Source organism: Amycolatopsis sp. NPDC003865 (assembly GCF_053605345.1).
Window position 1 is genome coordinate 22,809 of record NZ_JBSGJA010000031.1, and the last position, 16,775, is coordinate 39,583.

Consider the following 16,775-nt stretch of genomic DNA (forward strand, 5'->3'; position numbering starts at 1 on the left):
CCCGGGGGTCGTTGTTCGGAGATGCCATGCCGGCGGGCGCGCTCAGCAGGACACAGCGGCTGTTCCTGCTGTGCGCGCTCGCTCTCGGCGTCATCCTGATGCACCACGTCAGTGCTCCAGGTGCGATATTCAGCCCGGCCGAAACCGTCGCTCAACACGCGGAACCGGCTTCGGCCGTAACGGTCCAGGCCTCTGAACTCGACTCACCGCACCATGCCTGCGCGCTGTGCGGCGCACATGTGATGACGCAGGTGTGCCTGGCCATCCTGGACGGGACGACGCTTCTGCTCCTGTTGTCGCTGGCGTTCGCCGGGTTCTCCCGGCTCGGCGCGCCGCCGACACCGACCCCCCGCGGGGCGCCTCGGCCCAGCCAGCCGCCGGACCTGCACGGGCGTGCTGCGCTCAATTCTCTCTGCGTGTTGCGAGTGTGATCGATCGGCTCTCCCCGAGACCCGTTCGATTCCCTTTGACCAGTAGAGAAGGATCCGACATGCGCACAACCATCCTCATCAGCGGCATCGCCCTGGCCTCGGCCCTGCTCCTCGGCGCCTGCGGCACCGACTCCGGCAGCACCTCCATGCCCGGGATGCAGTCCTCCGCACCGGCCGCCGGTGCCGGCGCCGGTCAGCAGGCCGGGCACAACCCCGACGACGTGACCTTCGTCCAGCAGATGATCCCCCACCACACCGAAGCCGTGAACATGGCGAAACTGGTGTCGGGCCGCAGCAAGAACCCGCAGGTGATCGATCTGGCGAGCCGGATCGAGAAGGGCCAGGATCCCGAGATCCAGCAGATGCAAGGCTGGCTGTCGAACTGGAACGCGTCGATGCCCGGCATGAACACCCCGACCATGCCCGGGATGAGCGACGGCTCCATGCCGGGCATGTCCGGCGGATCGATGCCCGGGATGATGTCCGCCGACGAAATGAAGCAGCTCGAACAGGCCAAGGGCGCCGAGTTCGACAAGATGTGGCTCGACATGATGATCAAGCACCACCAGGGCGCCCTCGACATGGCGCAGACCGAACTCGGCAAGGGCGCGAGCCCGGAGGCCAAGGCGCTGGCCCAGAAGATCATCGACGCCCAGCAGGGTGAGATCACCGAGATGCAGGGGATGCTCTCCGGGAGCTGACCAAACGGCCAGCGGCGCGGTGTGGGCGGTTCACGCCCACACCGCGCCGTTTGTCATGCGGTAACGAAGATGGTCAACCATCAAAAATAGTACTACGCTCGATAGCACTCAGGTTTCGCTGCCCAAGCCGTCCGGAAAGGCACCAACTGCATGACTCAGCTGGCTAGTTACCTTTCGTCGGCGGCGACCGGAGCGAAACAGGTCGTCAGGCGAGGCGAAGAGCTCCTGCAGCGAAGCCTCGCCACGGTTGGTGTCAGGCAAGCCGAGGAGACGATAGCAGCCGACTCTCAGGAATACTGGAAGAGGCCGCGTGACGGCCACTGGAAGGCCAACTCGCATTGGAAGGCCTCGGATCCCTTTGCGGGTAACGACGTCTGGGCGCGGATCGGCGCCGAACACCTGACCATGTTCGAGGCCGGGGCCCGGATGGTCGGTTCGGCGCGGCCGTGGAACCACGTCGTGGAATGGGGCTGCGGCGGCGGGGCGAATGCCGTCCATTTTGCACCGCGATGCGGCGAATTCATCGGTGTCGACATTTCTCCGGAGACGCTCGACGAGTGCCGACGGCAAGTCGCGGCGACCTGTGACACCAGTTTCCGCGCGATCGAGATCGCGGTCGACCACCCCGAAGCCGCTCTTCGGGAGATCGACGTCAAGTGTGACATTTTCCTGTGCTTCTACGTTTTCGAGCTCATCCCCACACCTGCTTACGGCGAGCGACTTCTGCGCATCGCGCGAGAACTCCTGGCTCCGGGCGGCCTGGCGCTGGTCCAGATCAAGTACGACACCGGCCGGTGGCGAACCAGGCCGCGGCACCGCTCCTACCGGTCCGGGCTGGCCGAGATGACGACCTATCCGATCGATTCGTTCTGGCAACTTGCCACGAAGTGCGGGCTGACCCCGCACGCCGTCCAGCTCGTCCCGAAAAACGAGCTGGACGAGCGTTATGCCTACTTCTTCATGACCAACGAGAACTCGGCGTAGCCGAGCAGCGGACCACGGCGGGCTCGGCTGACGGGGGTTGAGTACCGTAGAGGCATGGCAACGCCCCGGCTCGGCAAGGCACAGCAGGTGATCCTGCTGTGCGCGCTCGCGCTGTGCGTCGTCGCCATGCACCACGTCAGCATGGCCGGAAACCGCCAGGGCGCTTCTGTGATGCACGCCACGCCGACGGCCCAAGTCGTCTCTGTCGAGGTCGTCGGCACAGACACCGGCGAGCACCACCCCGGCATGCCGGACGGCGCACACGGCCTCCTTCACCTCTGCCTGGCCGTGATCTCTGCGGCAGTGGCACTCCTCCTCGCGCTCGTGGCGCTCCGGCAGTCGCGCCCGGCGGCGATTACGGCGCCCGCGAGCCCCCGCGGCTCTCCGATCCCCGGGCGTCCACCCGACAGACGTGGTCGGCTGATCCTCACCTCTCTCTGCGTCCTGCGAACCTGACCGGCCGCGTTCTCCGCGGTCCTCACCGGTCTTACCCAGCAATTCACAGAGAAGGATTTGTCATGCGCAAAACTCTGCTCGTCAGCGGCATCGCCGTCGTGTCCGCGCTCGTGTTGAGTGCGTGTAGCAGCGGCGACCACGAGTCCATGCCCGGCATGGGCTCCAGTTCGTCCGCGCCGGCCGCGGCGCCGAGCCAGCAGGCGGCAGGCCACAACGCCGACGACATCGCGTTCGCCCAGCAGATGGTGCAGCACCACAGCCAGGCCATCGACATGGCGAAGCTCGTGCCGTCCCGCAGCACCAACCCGAAGGTCATCGATCTGGCGAGCCGGATCGAGAAGGCCCAGGGCCCAGAGATCCAGCAGATGCAGGGTTGGCTGTCCACGTGGGGCGCCCCGGCGACCTCGTCGATGCCGAGCATGCCGGGCATGGACCACGGGTCGATGGGCTCCATGCCAGGCATGATGTCCGAGGCCGACATGCAGAAGCTCGAGCAGGCCAAGGGCGCCGAGTTCGACAAGATGTGGCTCGACATGATGATCAAGCACCACCAGGGCGCGGTCGAGATGGCCAAGACCGAGCTCTCGAAGGGCGGCAACGCCGACGCCAAGGCGCTCGCCCAGAAGATCATCGATGCCCAGCAGGCGGAGATCACGGAGATGCAGGGTCTGCTGTCGCAGAGCTGACAACCTCGAAATCCTGAAGGCCGTGCCGGGGAATCCCGGCACGGCCTTCAGCGTGTTCCCAGCCTGTGACCCGCGTCCCCATTGGACTCACCCGTGAAAACGCTCACAGCGTCATGACAACTACCTGGCTAGTACTAAGGGGACTAGTGGACAAGGTTCGCGCGTTACCTTACTGTGACCGCGGGCCGGCGGGGCGGTCCACTCGAACGCAGGTCCCCACGACAGGAGATTCGGTACCCGTGACACCCCATCGGCGATCCATGCGACATCCGCTCGTCGCCACCGCTGCCCTATTGCTCATCGGCTTGGGAACGATTCCCGCGAGCGCTCAGCCGGCGCAGCCGCCCACGAGCAGCCAGGACCCCATGCAGCGCTACCAGGAACTCGGCGCGCAGGCCGCCAAGGCCGACGAGGACCTGCTCACAGCTCAGGATCAGCTCACCGCCCGGCAGGCGGACCGTGACAAGGCGAACGCGGCCGTTACCAAGGCCAACGACGACCTGGCCCAAGCGCAGGCGGCGATCGCCCAGTTCCGGCCGCAGGTCGACAAGATCGCCCTGTCCGCGCTCGACGGCGGACAACTCAACAGCGCCGCGATGCTGCTCGACAGCGGCAATCGGCAGGAGTTCCTCGATCGCGCTTCGGCGCTGTCGATGCTGGCCGACCAGAAGAACACCACACTCGGTGCGCTTCGCGACGCTGTGAATCGTGCCGAAAACGCCAAGACCTCCGCCGCGAGCGCGCAGAAGACGGCCCAGCTGGCCGCCGACGACGCGACGGCGGCCGTGGAGGAGGTCCGCAAGCGCCAGGAAGACCTCAAGGGCCAGATCGCCGAGGTGCGCAAGGCGCTCGGCCAGCTGCCCTCCTCCGATCGCCAGAAGCTCGGCAAGGTGCAGGACAACGGCTCCTACCTCGGCCCGCCCGGTGCCGCGAACGACGCCCTGCAGGCCGCGCTGTCCAAGCGCGGCTCGGAGTACCAGTGGGGTGCCACCGGCCCGAGCGAATTCGACTGCTCCGGCCTGACGTCCTGGGCGTACAAGCAGGCCGGCGTGACCCTCCCGCGGACCAGCCGCCAGCAGTTCACCGCGGGCAAGGCCGTCGCGCTCAACCAGCTCGTCCCCGGCGACCTGGTCTTCTACGACGACGGTTCGGGCAACGCCGGCGCCATCCACCACGTCGGCATGTACGTCGGCGACGGCAAGATGGTTGACGCGCCAACCGAGGGCCAGCTGGTCGATGTGCGCCCGATCCGTGGTGACGGCCACTTGATGGGCGCCCGGCGCATCGTCGGGTGATCCCGGCCGGACAGGTATCCTTCTGCGCGGAGGTGCCATGCTGAAGCTGGGTGAGCTCGAGGCGTCGGTGATGGACGTGCTCTGGAGCGCGGAAGAGCCGATGCGGGTCCGGGAAGTGCTCGACGAGCTGAACCAGCATCGCGACCTGGCCTACACGACCGTCATGACGGTGCTGGACAACCTGCACCGCAAAGGCTTGGTCGTCCGGGAGATGGAGAATCGCGCCTACCGATACACCGCGGTCACCTCGCGTGAGGAGGCCACCGCGCAGACGCTGCGGGAGTTGCTCGACTCCGGCGGCGACCGGGAGTCGGTGCTGCTGCACTTCGTGCGTTCGGCGTCTGAGGAGGAGTCGGACTTCCTCCGCAAGGCCCTGCGCCGGAAGCCGCGCAAACGGTGATCACCGCGGCGGCGCTCCTGCTCGGGGTTCTGGTGGTCGGCTGGTGGTCACCACGGCCGCTGAGCAGGCTCTCCGCCCAGGTGGGCCCCGGCACGGCGCTCGCCTGGTGGTTGCTGACCGCGGCTGGGCTCATCGCCGGAACCATCGCCGGCGTGCTGCTCCTGGCGTTGCCAGGCCACGGCCCGGCCGCGGCCGTCCTGGCCGTGCTGCACGACTGCTGGGTCGCGGTCGGCCACGGCGGCCTGCCCGCCCTCGACCCGATAGCCGGGAGCGTGGCGGCCGTCGTCGTGCTGGCCGCGACCACCCGGCTCGCGCTGGCTTCAGCCGGACGCCGTCGGCGCCGCAACGTTCTGCACCGCCGCCATCTGGTCGCGCTGCGGCTGTCCGGCTCCGCCGACGGCCGACCGCTGCCGACCCTCTGGCTGCCGGAGGACGAACCGGTCGCCTACAGCCTCGGCGGGCGCCAGGCGCTGATCGTCGCCAGCACGGGGTTGAAGGACCGGCTGTCGGAGCGGGAGCTGAACGCGGTTCTGGCGCACGAGCGGGCCCACGTCCGCAGCCGTCACCACCTGCTCACGGCGGTGGCGGACGTCCTCGGCCGCACGCTCGGGTTCATCCCGCTGATGCGGGAGCTGCCCGGCGCGGTCCAGCTGCTGGTCGAGCTGGCGGCCGACCGGACGGCGGCGACGCAGTGCGGCTCCGAGCCTCTGCGTTCCGCCCTCCTGTCCATCCGGGCGGTAGGGGGTCCCCGGCGCTCGCTGGCCATGGCGGGCGGCGACACCGCGATCCGGCTGCAGCGGCTGACCGTCCGCTCCGGCTCGCGGCTCGTCGCCCAGGCGGTGTCGGTGGCCGGCGGGTTCGCCGCGCTGGTTGCCCCCGCAGCGGTCGCCGCCGCTCTGGTGATCGGGACCAGCCTGATTTCCTGCCCGTGAGGGCCGCCCACCGGCTGGTGGGCGGCCCTCACGGAACCACTCAGCTCGCCGCGCGGAAACCGCGGAGGCGGAGGCTGTTGCTGACCACGAACACCGAGCTGAACGCCATCGCCGCGCCCGCGATCATCGGGTTCAGCAAGCCCGCCGCGGCCAGCGGCAGCGCCGCGACGTTGTAGGCGAACGCCCAGAACAGGTTGCCCTTGATCGTCCGCAGCGTCCGCCGCGACAGCCGGATCGCGTCCACCGCCGCCCGCAGGTCGCCGCGTACCAGCGTCAGGTCCGCGGCCTCGATGGCCACGTCGGTGCCGGTGCCCATCGCCAGGCCCAGGTCGGCCTGCGCCAAGGCCGCGGCGTCGTTGACGCCGTCCCCGACCATGGCCACGACCTTGCCTTGCTCCTGCAGCCGCCGGACGACGTCGACCTTGTCCTTCGGCAGCACCTCGGCGACCACCTGCTCGATTCCGACCTCGGCGGCCACTGCCTTCGCAACGGCTTCGTTGTCGCCGGTCAGCAGCACCGGGGTCAACCCGAGCCCACGCAGTTTCGCGATCGCCTCGGCGGAGGTCGGCTTGACCGTGTCGGCGACGACCAGGACGGCGCGGGCCTGCCCGTCCCAGCCGACCGCGACCGCTGTCCGGCCGAGCTGCTCGGCTTCGGCCTTGGCCTTGGCCAGCTCGTCGGGCACGTGCAGGCTCCACTCGGCCAGCAGCGCCGTCCGGCCGACGAGCACCGCTGCGCCGTCAACGACCCCCTGAACACCGAGCCCTTCGATGTTCGTGAAGTCTTCGACCTCGGGCAGGTCGCCGACCCTGTCCCGGGCGCCGCGGGCGATCGCCTGGGCGATCGGGTGCTCGGAGGCGTTCTCCAGGGCGCCGGCCAGCCGCAGCACCTCGTCCGCCTCGACGCCGTCGGCAGTGTGGACGTCGACCAGCGCCATCTGGCCGGTGGTGACGGTGCCGGTCTTGTCCAGCACCACGGTGTCCACCCGCCGGGTCGACTCCAGCACCTCCGGACCCTTGATCAGGATGCCCAGCTGCGCGCCGCGGCCGGTGCCGACCAGCAGCGCGGTCGGCGTCGCGAGCCCGAGCGCGCAGGGGCAGGCGATGATCAGCACGGCCACCGCCGCGGTGAACGCTGCCGACGCTGTGCCTCCGGCGCCGAGCCAGAAGGCCAGCGTGCCCACGGCGAGCGCGATGACGATCGGGACGAACACCGCGGACACGCGGTCGGCGAGCCGCTGGACCTGGGCCTTGCCGGTCTGCGCGTCCTCGACCAGCTTCGCCATCTGCGCGAGCTGCGTGTCGGACCCGATCCGGGTCGCCCGCACGACCAGCCGGCCACCGGCGTTGACGGTCGCGCCGACCACGGAGTCGCCGGGAGCGACCTCGACCGGGACGCTTTCGCCGGTGAGCATGCTGGCGTCGACCGCCGAGCTGCCGTCCTCGATCACGCCGTCGGTGGCGATCTTCTCGCCGGGCCGCACGACGAACCGGTCCCCGACCTGCAGCTGGTCGACTGGGATGCGCTCCTCACGGCCATTCCGCAGTACGGCGACGTCCTTCGCGCCCAGTTCGAGCAGCGCCCGCAGGGCGGCGCCGGCGCGGCGCTTGGAGCGGGCCTCGAAGTAGCGGCCGGCCAGGATGAACGTCGTCACGCCGGCCGCGACCTCGAGGTAGATGTTGCCGTCACCTGCCATCCGCTCGATGGTCAGCTCGAACGGGTGCGTCATCCCCGCCACGCCCGCAGTGCCGAACAGCAGCGCGTACAACGACCACAGGAACGCCGCCAGCGTGCCGAGCGAGATCAGCGTGTCCATCGTCGCGGCGCCGTGGCGCAGGTTCGCCCAGGCCGCGCGGTGGAACGGCCACGCACCCCACACCAGCACCGGCGCGGCGAGCGTCAGCGAAATCCACTGCCAGTACGTGAACTGCAGCGCCGGCACCATGGCCAGCAGCACGACCGGCAGCGACAGCAACGCCGACACGATCAGCCGCTGCCGCAACGCCCGCGTCGGATCCTCTTCCTCGACCGCCTCCGGTGCCTCGGTCTTCGGGACGGGCAGCGTGGCGCCGTAGCCCGCGGCCTCCACCTGCTCGACCAGGCGTTGCGGCTCGACGTCGCCGGAGTAGACCACCTTCGCCTTCTCGGTGGCGTAGTTGACCGTCGCGGTCACGCCGTCCAGCTTGTTCAGCTTCCGCTCGATCCGCATCGCGCACGACGCGCACGTCATCCCCGTGATCGCCAGCTCGACCTCGTTGGCCGCGACCTGGGGACGTTCGACTTCGGTGCTCATGTCTTTCCTTCCCTGATCGCGGTGGTCAGCCGTGGGCGCCGTGGCCGGTTTCGGCCGCGGGTGCGCCGGTGGCGGCGGACGTGGTCAGCGTGAACTCGGCCGTGCGGACCTTCCCGGCGTGCTGGAAGTCCAGGAACAACCGGTAGGTGCCCGCCGAGGGGACCTCGGCGTAGAACGTCACCGTGGGGCCCGCGGGAGTCTTGCCGTCGCCGGGTTCGCCGTCCGGGTGGACGTGCAGGTAGGCCAGGTCGCCACCGCGCAGGGCCACGAGGTGGCCGTACGCGCCGAGGTAAGGCTGCAGGTCGGTGACGGGCTTGCCGTCCTTGGTGACCGTGACGGCGACCTTCGACGTGTTGCCGGGTACCAGGTCGCCGTCGAGCCGGACCTGGTAGCCGTCCACAGCGGACGTCTTCGACGGCGCATGATCGACCGGCCGGAAGTCACCCGGTGCCACCAGGTCGACGCCCAGCGTCGTCGCTTCGGCGCCGGTCGGCTTGAAGTCGGCGAACGCGCGGTAGCTGCCCGCGTCCACGACGGACAGCGGCACGCTCCACGTGCCGTCGGCCGCGAGGTCGGGGTGCACGTGCTGGAAACCGGCGGTGTCCCGCCGGACGACGATGAGGTGCAGCCGCTTCTCGTGCTCGACGTCGAAGGCGGTCACCGCGTGCCCGTCCGGGCCGGTGATGCGGAAGGTGAAGGGCGTCTTCGTCCCGGGAGTGAGCGTCGTGCTGGTGGGCGTGAGGGTGTAGCCGCCCCTGGACGACGCGAGCCCGCCGGGCTCGTGGGTGCTCGCGGCCTCCGCGACGGTGCCGCTGTGGGCGTCCCCGTGCCCGGCGTCCTCGTCGCCGTGCACTCCAGCCGCGCTGGAGAAGGGACCGACAGCGGTGCCGGTCGCCCAGGCGCCACCGGCGACCAGGACGAGCGCCGCACCGTAGGCGGAGAGCTTCGCTGCTGTGTTCATGTCCGTGTCCTCACCGCGGGCAGGCGCCCGCAGGTCGAGAAGCTGCCGCGGTTCAGGCGGTCAGCTCGTACCCGGCTTCCTTGACGGCGCCGCGCACGTCCGCGACGTCGAGGTCCTTGCTGCTGGTCACGATCACCTTGCCGGTCGACAGATCCACGACGACGTCGGTGACGCCGCCGAGTTCACTGATCTCCTCGGTGACCGAGCGGACGCAGTGCTCGCAGGTCATGCCGGTCACGGTGTAGGTCTGCACGCTCATGGTCTCTCTCCCTTTCGGTTCAGGAACGGACGAGCCGGGCGATCGCGTCGCTCGCCTCGCGGATCTTGTCTTCGGCCGTCGTGCCACCCTCGGCGATCGCCTGGCTGACGCAGTGCTGCAGATGTTCGTCCATCAGGCCGAGCGACACCGACTGCAGCGCCTTCGTGGCCGCGGACACCTGGGTCAGGATGTCGATGCAGTACTTGTCGTCCTCGACCATCCGCTGCAGCCCGCGGATCTGCCCCTCGATGCGCCGCAGGCGCTTCAGGTAGTCCTCTTTGCCGGCACTGTAGCCGTGCTGGCCGGCGCCGGAGGTCGTCTCACTCATACGTCATTTATACCCTAGGGGGGTACGGTAGGCAACAAGCCGATCGGCGACAGGAGTTCCCATGACACGCATCACTCCGCTCACCCCGGCCGACGCACCTGAGCGGTCCCGGCAACTGCTGCAGGAAATCGTCGACCGGCACGGCGACGCCGGCGCGATGACCGCGACGATGGCTCATTCCCCCGCCCTACTGCAGGGCTACCTCGAACTGTCCCGCGCGATCAAGCGTGTGAAGCTTCCGCGCGCGCTCAGCGAGAAGATCTCGTTGGCCGTTCAGGAATGGCTGGGCTGCGCGCTGTGCCTTGCCGCCCACTCGGACGCCGCCCGCGACGCCGGCTTGAACGAAGTGGACATTTCACTCGCACGTCAGGGCACCTCGACCGACGCCCGCGAGGCAGCCTTGCTGACCTACGCCGTCCGGGTACTTGCCGAGCCGTCGTCGATCACCGGCGAGGACATCGCCGAGCTGCGGCAGCACGGCTGGAGCGACAGGACGCTCGCCGACGTCGTGGGCTTGGTGTCGCTCAACCACCTGACCGGCGCCTTCAACCTGGTCGCCGGACTGGAGCCGACACCGGAGACCTGACCGGGCCGCCCCGGGCCGCGACCACCAGGTAGGCGCTGCCGAGCCACCTCCTCGCCCCACGACCGAGGGTGACCTCCGGATGATCACGCCACCGCTTGGACCACCGCCACAAAAACTGATCGAACGGTGGAACGACCGGCGTGACGTCGTAGTGGACGACGTCGACCGGCTCCCACCCGGCATCCCGGAGCAACGCGCACAGCTTCCGCGACGGCACCGCCCGGATCCCGGTCCGGTTTCGGCCGTGCCGTCTCCCGGCAGGCCGGCCGAATATGCCCTCCACCTTGCCCAGCAGCCGCAGGAGCGGCCAGTACAGTCCCCATTCGAACATCCGGTACGGACTGAGCGGGTTGAGCATCGTCACCAGCAGGAGCCCGTCCTCGCGCACCACCCGCGCGCACTCACGCAGCCCCGCGGCGATGTCGCAGTACTCCAGGACCCCCATCGCCACGGCGATGTCGAAGCTGGCTTCGGGAAACGGCACGTTTTCGGCCTCCCCCACTGCCAGCCGGACGTCCGAGCCCCGGACGCGGGCCGCGGCTTCCGCGATCATCGCGGGCGACCGGTCGACAACGGTGATCCGAAAGTCATCCGGGCGAGACCGCCACAGTTGCTGCGCGAACATCCCCGGACCGCACCCGATGTCGACCAGGTCGCCGCCCGGCGACCGCTCGAGCGCCGCCATGACGGCGCACATCCGGGACGAGAAGTACCGTTCGACCGGCCCCCGGCTCCGGTACAACGCGGCATAGGAGGCCGCGTCGGCCGGATCGTCGAACTGGGCCCGGACGAGCTCGTCGCGGCCGCCAGGTTCGGATCGATCGACAACCGGACCCTGCACCGCTCCAGCTCTACCGTCGTCGACCTCAGCGTGTTCGGTCATCCGCCGGACTCCCTTCCCTCCGCTCACACCCGGGCTTACCCAGGCCACCCTCAATGACAACTATCCTCCATAGTAGTCATATCTACTATGATGGATAGCAGCAACAGGGGGATGAGCCAGTCGGCTCAAGCGGACTTCTCACGCAAACTTCACAAGGCGCGGCGGACCTACTATCTACACTCGTACTATGAATGGTAGTAAACCCCGGTCGAGTCGCCGCTCGGTTCCTCCCACGCAGTGCCCTTCGTCAATGAGTGGCAAGACGCCAAGGAAGCGGACAAAGCCCCGCAGGCCCGCGCGACCACACACGGACAACACTGATTGGCGCCAAGCGGTCCGCTCGACCATTGCCCACCAGGAAGCGGAGCAGATAGTCCGGGCTCCGGCACCACCCGAGCTGCCGTCGCAATCGACGGCCGGACGGACAGCACGCGGAGGCTGCGCCGACGCGGTCATGGACGCCGAGCCGCAAGCACTCGCCGTCACCTACCGGTTCGACGTCCCACCGGGGCAGGATTCGGCGGCGGTCGCTGTCCGGTTTCGCGGGACCCGCAGCGGCGCGGTCGTCCGGGGACCGGCCGATCGCTTCGAGCGGATCGAGCGCATCGACGAGATCCCCGCGCGGGGCGGACCCGTCGCGATCACAGCACGGATATCGGACATCACCCCCGGCGAATGGCGCGTCGTGGCCGAACCCGTCGCGCGCAGCGCCTCACTGGCAGGGCTCGCGCTACCGCGGCAGGTCTCGGTCGCACGGACACGGCTGGTCGTGCTGGCACACGGCCCCGCGGTGCACCCGGTCTGGTGGCCCGTCCTGGTGGGCCTCGGCGCGGTGGTCGCGATCGCGCTGCAAGCAACGCTCGTGTCCCGCGCCCACTTCGACGTCCTGGGCACTTTCCTGCTCGCCGTACTGGCTTGCACCATCGGCTTCGCGACGGCGAAGGCGTGGTACCTGGTTCAGCACCGTCGGCACCCGCGGACGATCCTCACCGCCGGCGCGTGCATTCAGGGTTTCCTCGTCGGAGCTTTCGGCACGCTGGCGATCGGCGCGACGATGGCCGGGCTGCCCGTGGGCACGCTGCTCGACGCCACAGCCCCCGGGTTGTTCCTCGGCATGGCCGTCGGCCGGCCCGGGTGCTTCCTCAGCGGCTGCTGCGCCGGACGACCGACCAGCTCGCGGTGGGGCCTGTGGTCGTCCGACCGGAGGCTGGCCATCCGCCGCCATCCCGTTCAGCTTGCCGAGGCGGCTCTCGCGTTGGTCATCGGGCTGGCCAGCTTGGCGGTCGACCTCACCGTGACACCGGCCGTCGGCGGCGCCGCTTTCGCCGGCGCCGTCGCGGCCTACACCTTCGGACGGCAGCTGCTGTTCCCCCTCCGGTCCGATCCGCACACCCGGGCCGGGCGCATCGCGACCATGGGAATGTGCGGTCTCGTCCTGATCGCGGTCACCGCGATCTTGGTGCAGGCCTGAACGGCTAAGCTATACTAGGGCCCCTAGTAGTGTCGGCCGACTATCCGGTGGAGGGCCCGTGCAGGGACTCGGCGAGCTGGAACGGGCGGTAATGGACGTCCTTTGGACCGCCGGCGCGCCCATGAAAGTGCGGGAGGTGCTGGACCGGCTCGACACCGGGAAGCCGCTGGCCTACACGACCGTGATGACAGTTCTGGACAACCTGCACCGGAAGCGGTGGGTGAGCCGCGAACGGATCGGTAAGGCCTACGCGTACGACCCCGCCGTCACCCGCACCGAGGCCGCGGCGCGGTCCCTGCGGAAGGTGCTCGACGAGTCGGGCGATCCGGAGGCCGTGCTGCTGCATTTCGCCCGGTCGGCCACCGATCACGAGTCGGCCGTCCTGCGCCAGGGACTCCGGCGGACGGTCGCCGACGGATGACGGCAGCACTCGCGCTCCTGCTGGGCGCCTTCGCCGCCGGTTGGCTGGCGCCGGCACTGCTCGGCCGCGCGGACTTGACCCGCACGGAGCCGCTCGCCCTGCTGACCGCTTGGCTGCTGTCGGCGGCCGGGGTGCTGGCGGCGACGGTGTCCGGCATCGCACTGCTCCTGTTCCCCGGGCACGGGAACGGCACCAGCATCGCGTCGGCGATCCACGGCTGCCTCGAAGCGATCTCCCACGGCACCTCTCCGCGCGCCGAGGAGTTCGCAGGCGTGCTCGGCATCCTCCTCGTCACGGCGTTGCTCGGCCGGTTCGCCGTGACCGGAGTCCGCGTCGCTCGTCGCCGGGCACGGACCCGGCGGGAGCACCTGTCCATCCTGCGGATCGCCGCACGGTGCGACTCCGGTTCCCCCACGACCTGGTGGCTCGACCACGACGAACCCATGGCCTTCAGCCTGGCCGACGGCCGCGGGGTCATCGTCGCCACCGAAGGGCTGAGCCGGCACCTGTCGGCTCGCGAGGTCGCCGCCGTGCTGGCGCACGAGCAAGCACACCTGCGCGGCCGCCACCACTTCGTGCTCACCTGGGTCGACGCCCTCGGCAAGGCGCTGCCGTTCGTCCCGTTGTTCCGCCGGGCCCCGGCGGCTGTCCGGGAACTGGTCGAACTGGTCGCCGACACGGCCGCGGTCCGGGCGTGCGGCGCGGACGCGGTCCGGACGGCACTGATCGGCGTCGCCGGGCACTCGGCCCCGGACGGCACATTGGCGATGGCACAGGGCAACGTCGACTTGCGGCTGGCGCGGCTCGACTCCGGCAAGGCACCGGCCGGGCGCCTGCACCGGGTGCTCTCCTGCGGTTTCGTGGCCGCTGCCGCGACCGCCTTGCCCGCGATCACCGGGTCCGCGCTCCTCGTCGGAATCGCGGTGGTCGCCTGCCCGCTCACCGGCGGCTGATCCCCCTCACTCCGGTGGTCCGGCCTTGGGCCCTAGAGAGCGCAGGTGACCGAGGGCGTGCGCGGCAAGGCCGCGGCGTTTCCGGATCCCTCGCCGCGACAAGACAACCACCACGAGGATCTTCAGGACAACGGCGCCCAGGACGAGGTCCGCGGCCACGCTGGTCCACTGCCACGATGCCAGCGCGGCGCGGCCGGCCACCACGTGCGCGACGACCGCCACCGCGGCGGCCGCGACCAAAGCGACCGTTGTGCCACGATTGCCTCGACCGACGACGGTTTCGCGGCTCGGTTCGTTCCCGCGCCAGGTGACTTCGAGGCCGTCACGGCGCCCGAAGCGCTCGAGGTCGGTGGCAAGGAGGTCTTGGATCCACCGGAGGCGTTCCTCGCCGTCGACTTCGACGCGTATCGACAGAGCGTCCGAACTGGACCGCAGGACGCACAGACCCCAATTGAACTCGATCCGTCCTTCGGTTTCGTCGCATTCGACGCGTACCACCTCGGGATGGTCCGCTTCGGCGTCGCCACCGTGCAAGTGCTTCGCCCGGCCGCTCATCGCTTCGGCGTGCCGGCAGAGCTGGACGACGAACCGGCTCGCCCGGGAAGTCCGGACGTCGGCTTCGGCAACCGGCATGACTCAGCTCCTCGTGAGCGCGACGGACCACGCGCGGATGCTGTACGGCTCGACGATGATCTCGATCGTCGCGGGTCGGATCGAGTCGACCCGCCAGCCGTCGGTGAACGTGGCCGCGATGTCGTCCCGGGTGACCCGGTGCACGTGCGGCCAGCCGTCACCCGGTTCCCGGTCGCTGAAGCACAGCATGAAGTAGCGGCCGCCAGGGACGAGGACAGCGCGGATGCTCTCGGCGAACGCGGCCCGGTCTCCGGAGCCGAAGATGTGGAAGAGCCCGCAGTCGAGCACCGTTTCGAAGGACTCGCCGAGCTCGGCGAGTCCGCGGGCGTCGTGCTGCAGGAACCGCGCCGTGAGTCCTCGCTCGCGGGCCTTCTCCTCGGCTGCGCGCAGTGCTGCCGAGGCCAGGTCGACACCGGTCGCATCCAGTCCGAGCCCGGCCGCCATCAGGACGTGTTCCCCGGTGCCGCAACCGACATCGAGCACTTTGCCCCGGATTTCGCCGGCCTCGGCCAGGGCGCGGAACGCTGGCTGTGGTCTGCCGATGTCCCAGGGCGGCCTGGTCACGTAAAGGTCTTCCGGAGCGTGTGGATGGGGGCGAGAAGCCGGTCCGGCCATGAGCGCACACCTTTCGGGGTCGGGCGCGCCAAGTTTTATCGATACAGTATGTCGCTGTCAATGCATACTGTATCAACTAGGCCGTTGTGTACGATCGGCTGGTGCCGAAGTTGTGGAACGAGACGATCGAGGCGCACCGCCAGGCGGTGCGTGAGGCGACGCTGGACACGACCGCTGCACTCGTCGCCGAACACGGCCTGACATCGGTGACGATGTCGCGGATCGCCGACAAGACCGGCATCGGGCGAGCGACTCTCTACAAGTACTTCCCCGATGTCGAATCGATCCTGTCCGCCTGGCACGAGCGCCGGATCGGCAGCCATCTGGCCCGCCTCGCCGAGGTCCGCGACAAGGCCGATGACGCGACGACCCGGCTCGAGAAGGTCCTGCATGCCTACGCTCTCATTCACCAGGAGCGCGTACGCCACCACCACAGCCAGCCGTACGGCACCGAACTCGCCGCCCTCCTGCATCCGGACGAGCACGTCGCGCAGGCCCAAAGCCATCTGCTGGGCATGTTCCGGGATCTGCTGACCGAGGCAGCCGAAGCCGGGGCCGTCCGCGCCGACATCGACCCCGGCGAGCTGGCCACCTACTGCCTGCACGCGCTCACCGCCGCCGGCGGCCTCGCCTCGGAGGCCGCGGCCGACCGGCTGGTCGAGATCACCCTGGCCGGTTTGCGCCCGCCCGGCCGGCCAGGCTGAGACATCTTCGTCAGCCGTGTCCCGGATCGACGAGCCGGAGGAACGCCCGGGCCCGCGGATGCGCCGGATCGGTGAAGAACTTTTCCGGCGCGGCCGTCTCGGCCACCACGCCGCCGTCCATGAAGACGATCCGGTCGGCGACTTCGCGAGCGAAGTGCGACTCGTGGGTCACGACGACCATGGTCATGCCTTCCCCGGCCAGCTCTTTGATGACGTCGAGGACCTCGGCACGCAGCTCGGGATCGAGAGCCGAGGTGGGTTCGTCGAACAGGATCACTTCGGGTTCCATCGCGAGCGCGCGAGCGATGGCGATGCGCTGCTTCTGACCACCGGAAAGCCGGGCCGGGTATTCGTCTCGCTTGTCGGCGAGCCCGACTCGGGCCAGCAGCCGCTCGCCGAGCGCCGCGGCGTCCTCTCCGGACAGCCGACGGACGAACCTCGCCCCCTCGATCACATTGCCGAGCGCGGTCATGTGCGGGAACAGGTTGAAGTGCTGGAACACCATCGCGGTGCGCTGCCGCATCCGCTGGGTGAGCCGGGCCCGTGCGCGGTTCCCGCGACGGGGTCCGCATTCGAAGGCGCAGCCACACAGGCTCAGCCGGCCGGCGTCAGGCTCCTCGAGCAGGTTCAGGCAGCGGATCAGCGTGGTCTTGCCGGACCCGGACGGGCCCATCAGCACCACGACCTCGCCCTTGGACACCGCGAGGTCCACGCCGTTGAGCACCGGTAGCGGCCCGAACGACTTGCGGATTCCGTGTGCTTCCACCACGAAGTCGGCCATGA

21 protein-coding genes are annotated in these 16,775 nt (G+C 69.5%); 13 read left to right on the plus strand and 8 right to left on the minus strand.

Translation table 11 applies throughout. From position 1 onward, the window contains the following. The first annotated feature begins 26 nt into the window (after positions 1-26). The 8 genes from ACWEVP_RS44770 to ACWEVP_RS44805 all read left to right on the plus strand — a co-directional run bounded on the left by ACWEVP_RS44770 (position 27) and on the right by ACWEVP_RS44805 (position 5,885). On the plus strand, positions 27-431 hold the full coding sequence (locus ACWEVP_RS44770) for a DUF6153 family protein (protein WP_452068681.1): 405 nt from the start codon (positions 27-29) through the stop codon (positions 429-431). A gap of 59 nt (positions 432-490) precedes the next feature. Continuing rightward, positions 491-1,132 (plus strand): DUF305 domain-containing protein, encoded by a 642-nt coding sequence (locus tag ACWEVP_RS44775; RefSeq protein ID WP_452068682.1) that lies wholly within the window; start codon positions 491-493, stop codon positions 1,130-1,132. 150 nt (positions 1,133-1,282) lie between these two features. Continuing rightward, on the plus strand, positions 1,283-2,116 hold the full coding sequence (locus tag ACWEVP_RS44780) for a class I SAM-dependent methyltransferase (RefSeq protein ID WP_452068683.1): 834 nt from the start codon (positions 1,283-1,285) through the stop codon (positions 2,114-2,116). Positions 2,117-2,170: 54 nt separating this feature from the next. Continuing rightward, on the plus strand, positions 2,171-2,572 hold the full coding sequence (locus ACWEVP_RS44785; RefSeq protein WP_452068684.1) for a DUF6153 family protein: 402 nt from the start codon (positions 2,171-2,173) through the stop codon (positions 2,570-2,572). 62 nt (positions 2,573-2,634) lie between these two features. Next, positions 2,635-3,258 carry a DUF305 domain-containing protein gene (locus ACWEVP_RS44790; RefSeq protein ID WP_452068685.1) on the plus strand — a complete coding sequence of 208 codons (624 nt, stop codon included), beginning with the start codon at positions 2,635-2,637 and terminating at the stop codon, positions 3,256-3,258. Between the two features lie 260 nt (positions 3,259-3,518). After that, entirely contained in the window at positions 3,519-4,553 is a 1,035-nt protein-coding gene (locus ACWEVP_RS44795; protein ID WP_452068686.1) for an NlpC/P60 family protein, read from the plus strand. 37 nt (positions 4,554-4,590) lie between these two features. Beyond that, positions 4,591-4,953 (plus strand): BlaI/MecI/CopY family transcriptional regulator, encoded by a 363-nt coding sequence (locus ACWEVP_RS44800; RefSeq protein ID WP_452068687.1) that lies wholly within the window; start codon positions 4,591-4,593, stop codon positions 4,951-4,953. Then, positions 4,950-5,885, plus strand: a complete 936-nt coding sequence (locus tag ACWEVP_RS44805) for a M56 family metallopeptidase (protein WP_452068688.1) — start codon at positions 4,950-4,952, stop codon at positions 5,883-5,885. The genes ACWEVP_RS44800 and ACWEVP_RS44805 overlap by 4 nt, the downstream gene beginning before the upstream one ends. Before the next feature lie 40 nt (positions 5,886-5,925). Here the strand turns inward: ACWEVP_RS44805 and ACWEVP_RS44810 are convergent, their stop codons facing one another. Genes ACWEVP_RS44810 through ACWEVP_RS44825 form a run of 4 tightly spaced genes read right to left on the minus strand, consistent with a single transcriptional unit; the run spans position 5,926 to position 9,726 of the window. Further along, positions 5,926-8,178 (minus strand): heavy metal translocating P-type ATPase, encoded by a 2,253-nt coding sequence (locus tag ACWEVP_RS44810; RefSeq protein ID WP_452068689.1) that lies wholly within the window; start codon positions 8,176-8,178, stop codon positions 5,926-5,928. Positions 8,179-8,203: 25 nt separating this feature from the next. Beyond that, complete coding sequence (locus ACWEVP_RS44815; protein WP_452068690.1) at positions 8,204-9,139, minus strand: hypothetical protein; 936 nt, start codon at positions 9,137-9,139, stop codon at positions 8,204-8,206. Positions 9,140-9,191: 52 nt separating this feature from the next. Continuing rightward, a complete protein-coding gene (locus ACWEVP_RS44820; protein ID WP_452068691.1) occupies positions 9,192-9,398 on the minus strand; it encodes a heavy-metal-associated domain-containing protein in 207 nt (68 codons plus the stop codon). A 19-nt stretch (positions 9,399-9,417) separates the two neighbouring features. Next, positions 9,418-9,726 (minus strand): metal-sensitive transcriptional regulator, encoded by a 309-nt coding sequence (locus ACWEVP_RS44825; RefSeq protein WP_452068692.1) that lies wholly within the window; start codon positions 9,724-9,726, stop codon positions 9,418-9,420. Between the two features lie 61 nt (positions 9,727-9,787). Here ACWEVP_RS44825 and ACWEVP_RS44830 point away from each other — a divergent pair, with 61 nt between their 5' ends. After that, positions 9,788-10,312 carry a carboxymuconolactone decarboxylase family protein gene (locus ACWEVP_RS44830; protein ID WP_452068693.1) on the plus strand — a complete coding sequence of 175 codons (525 nt, stop codon included), beginning with the start codon at positions 9,788-9,790 and terminating at the stop codon, positions 10,310-10,312. Here the strand turns inward: ACWEVP_RS44830 and ACWEVP_RS44835 are convergent. After that, on the minus strand, positions 10,272-11,195 hold the full coding sequence (locus ACWEVP_RS44835) for a class I SAM-dependent methyltransferase (RefSeq protein WP_452068694.1): 924 nt from the start codon (positions 11,193-11,195) through the stop codon (positions 10,272-10,274). The genes ACWEVP_RS44830 and ACWEVP_RS44835 overlap by 41 nt on opposite strands. Before the next feature lie 454 nt (positions 11,196-11,649). Between ACWEVP_RS44835 and ACWEVP_RS44840 the strand changes: the two genes are divergently transcribed. From ACWEVP_RS44840 to ACWEVP_RS44850, 3 genes are read left to right on the plus strand one after another with little or no spacing between them, the layout of a single operon-like run. Next, on the plus strand, positions 11,650-12,666 hold the full coding sequence (locus ACWEVP_RS44840) for a prolipoprotein diacylglyceryl transferase family protein (protein ID WP_452068695.1): 1,017 nt from the start codon (positions 11,650-11,652) through the stop codon (positions 12,664-12,666). Positions 12,667-12,724: 58 nt separating this feature from the next. After that, positions 12,725-13,087 (plus strand): BlaI/MecI/CopY family transcriptional regulator, encoded by a 363-nt coding sequence (locus ACWEVP_RS44845; RefSeq protein ID WP_452068696.1) that lies wholly within the window; start codon positions 12,725-12,727, stop codon positions 13,085-13,087. Further along, positions 13,084-14,040, plus strand: coding sequence for a M56 family metallopeptidase (locus ACWEVP_RS44850; RefSeq protein WP_452068697.1), 957 nt, complete (start codon positions 13,084-13,086; stop codon positions 14,038-14,040). Before ACWEVP_RS44845 ends, ACWEVP_RS44850 begins: the two co-directional genes overlap by 4 nt. Before the next feature lie 6 nt (positions 14,041-14,046). On the opposite strand, the gene ACWEVP_RS44855 is transcribed toward ACWEVP_RS44850, so the two are convergent. Next, positions 14,047-14,673: a DUF2218 domain-containing protein gene (locus ACWEVP_RS44855; RefSeq protein WP_452068698.1), complete on the minus strand. Its 627-nt coding sequence runs from the start codon at positions 14,671-14,673 to the stop codon at positions 14,047-14,049. Positions 14,674-14,676: 3 nt separating this feature from the next. Next, positions 14,677-15,237 (minus strand): class I SAM-dependent methyltransferase, encoded by a 561-nt coding sequence (locus ACWEVP_RS44860; RefSeq protein WP_452068699.1) that lies wholly within the window; start codon positions 15,235-15,237, stop codon positions 14,677-14,679. Between the two features lie 152 nt (positions 15,238-15,389). Here ACWEVP_RS44860 and ACWEVP_RS44865 point away from each other — a divergent pair, with 152 nt between their 5' ends. Continuing rightward, positions 15,390-15,992, plus strand: a complete 603-nt coding sequence (locus tag ACWEVP_RS44865) for a TetR/AcrR family transcriptional regulator (protein WP_452068700.1) — start codon at positions 15,390-15,392, stop codon at positions 15,990-15,992. Between the two features lie 10 nt (positions 15,993-16,002). Here ACWEVP_RS44865 and ACWEVP_RS44870 read toward each other — a convergent pair whose 3' ends face one another. Continuing rightward, positions 16,003-16,773, minus strand: a complete 771-nt coding sequence (locus ACWEVP_RS44870) for an amino acid ABC transporter ATP-binding protein (RefSeq protein ID WP_452068701.1) — start codon at positions 16,771-16,773, stop codon at positions 16,003-16,005. Between the last annotated feature and the right edge of the window lie 2 nt (positions 16,774-16,775).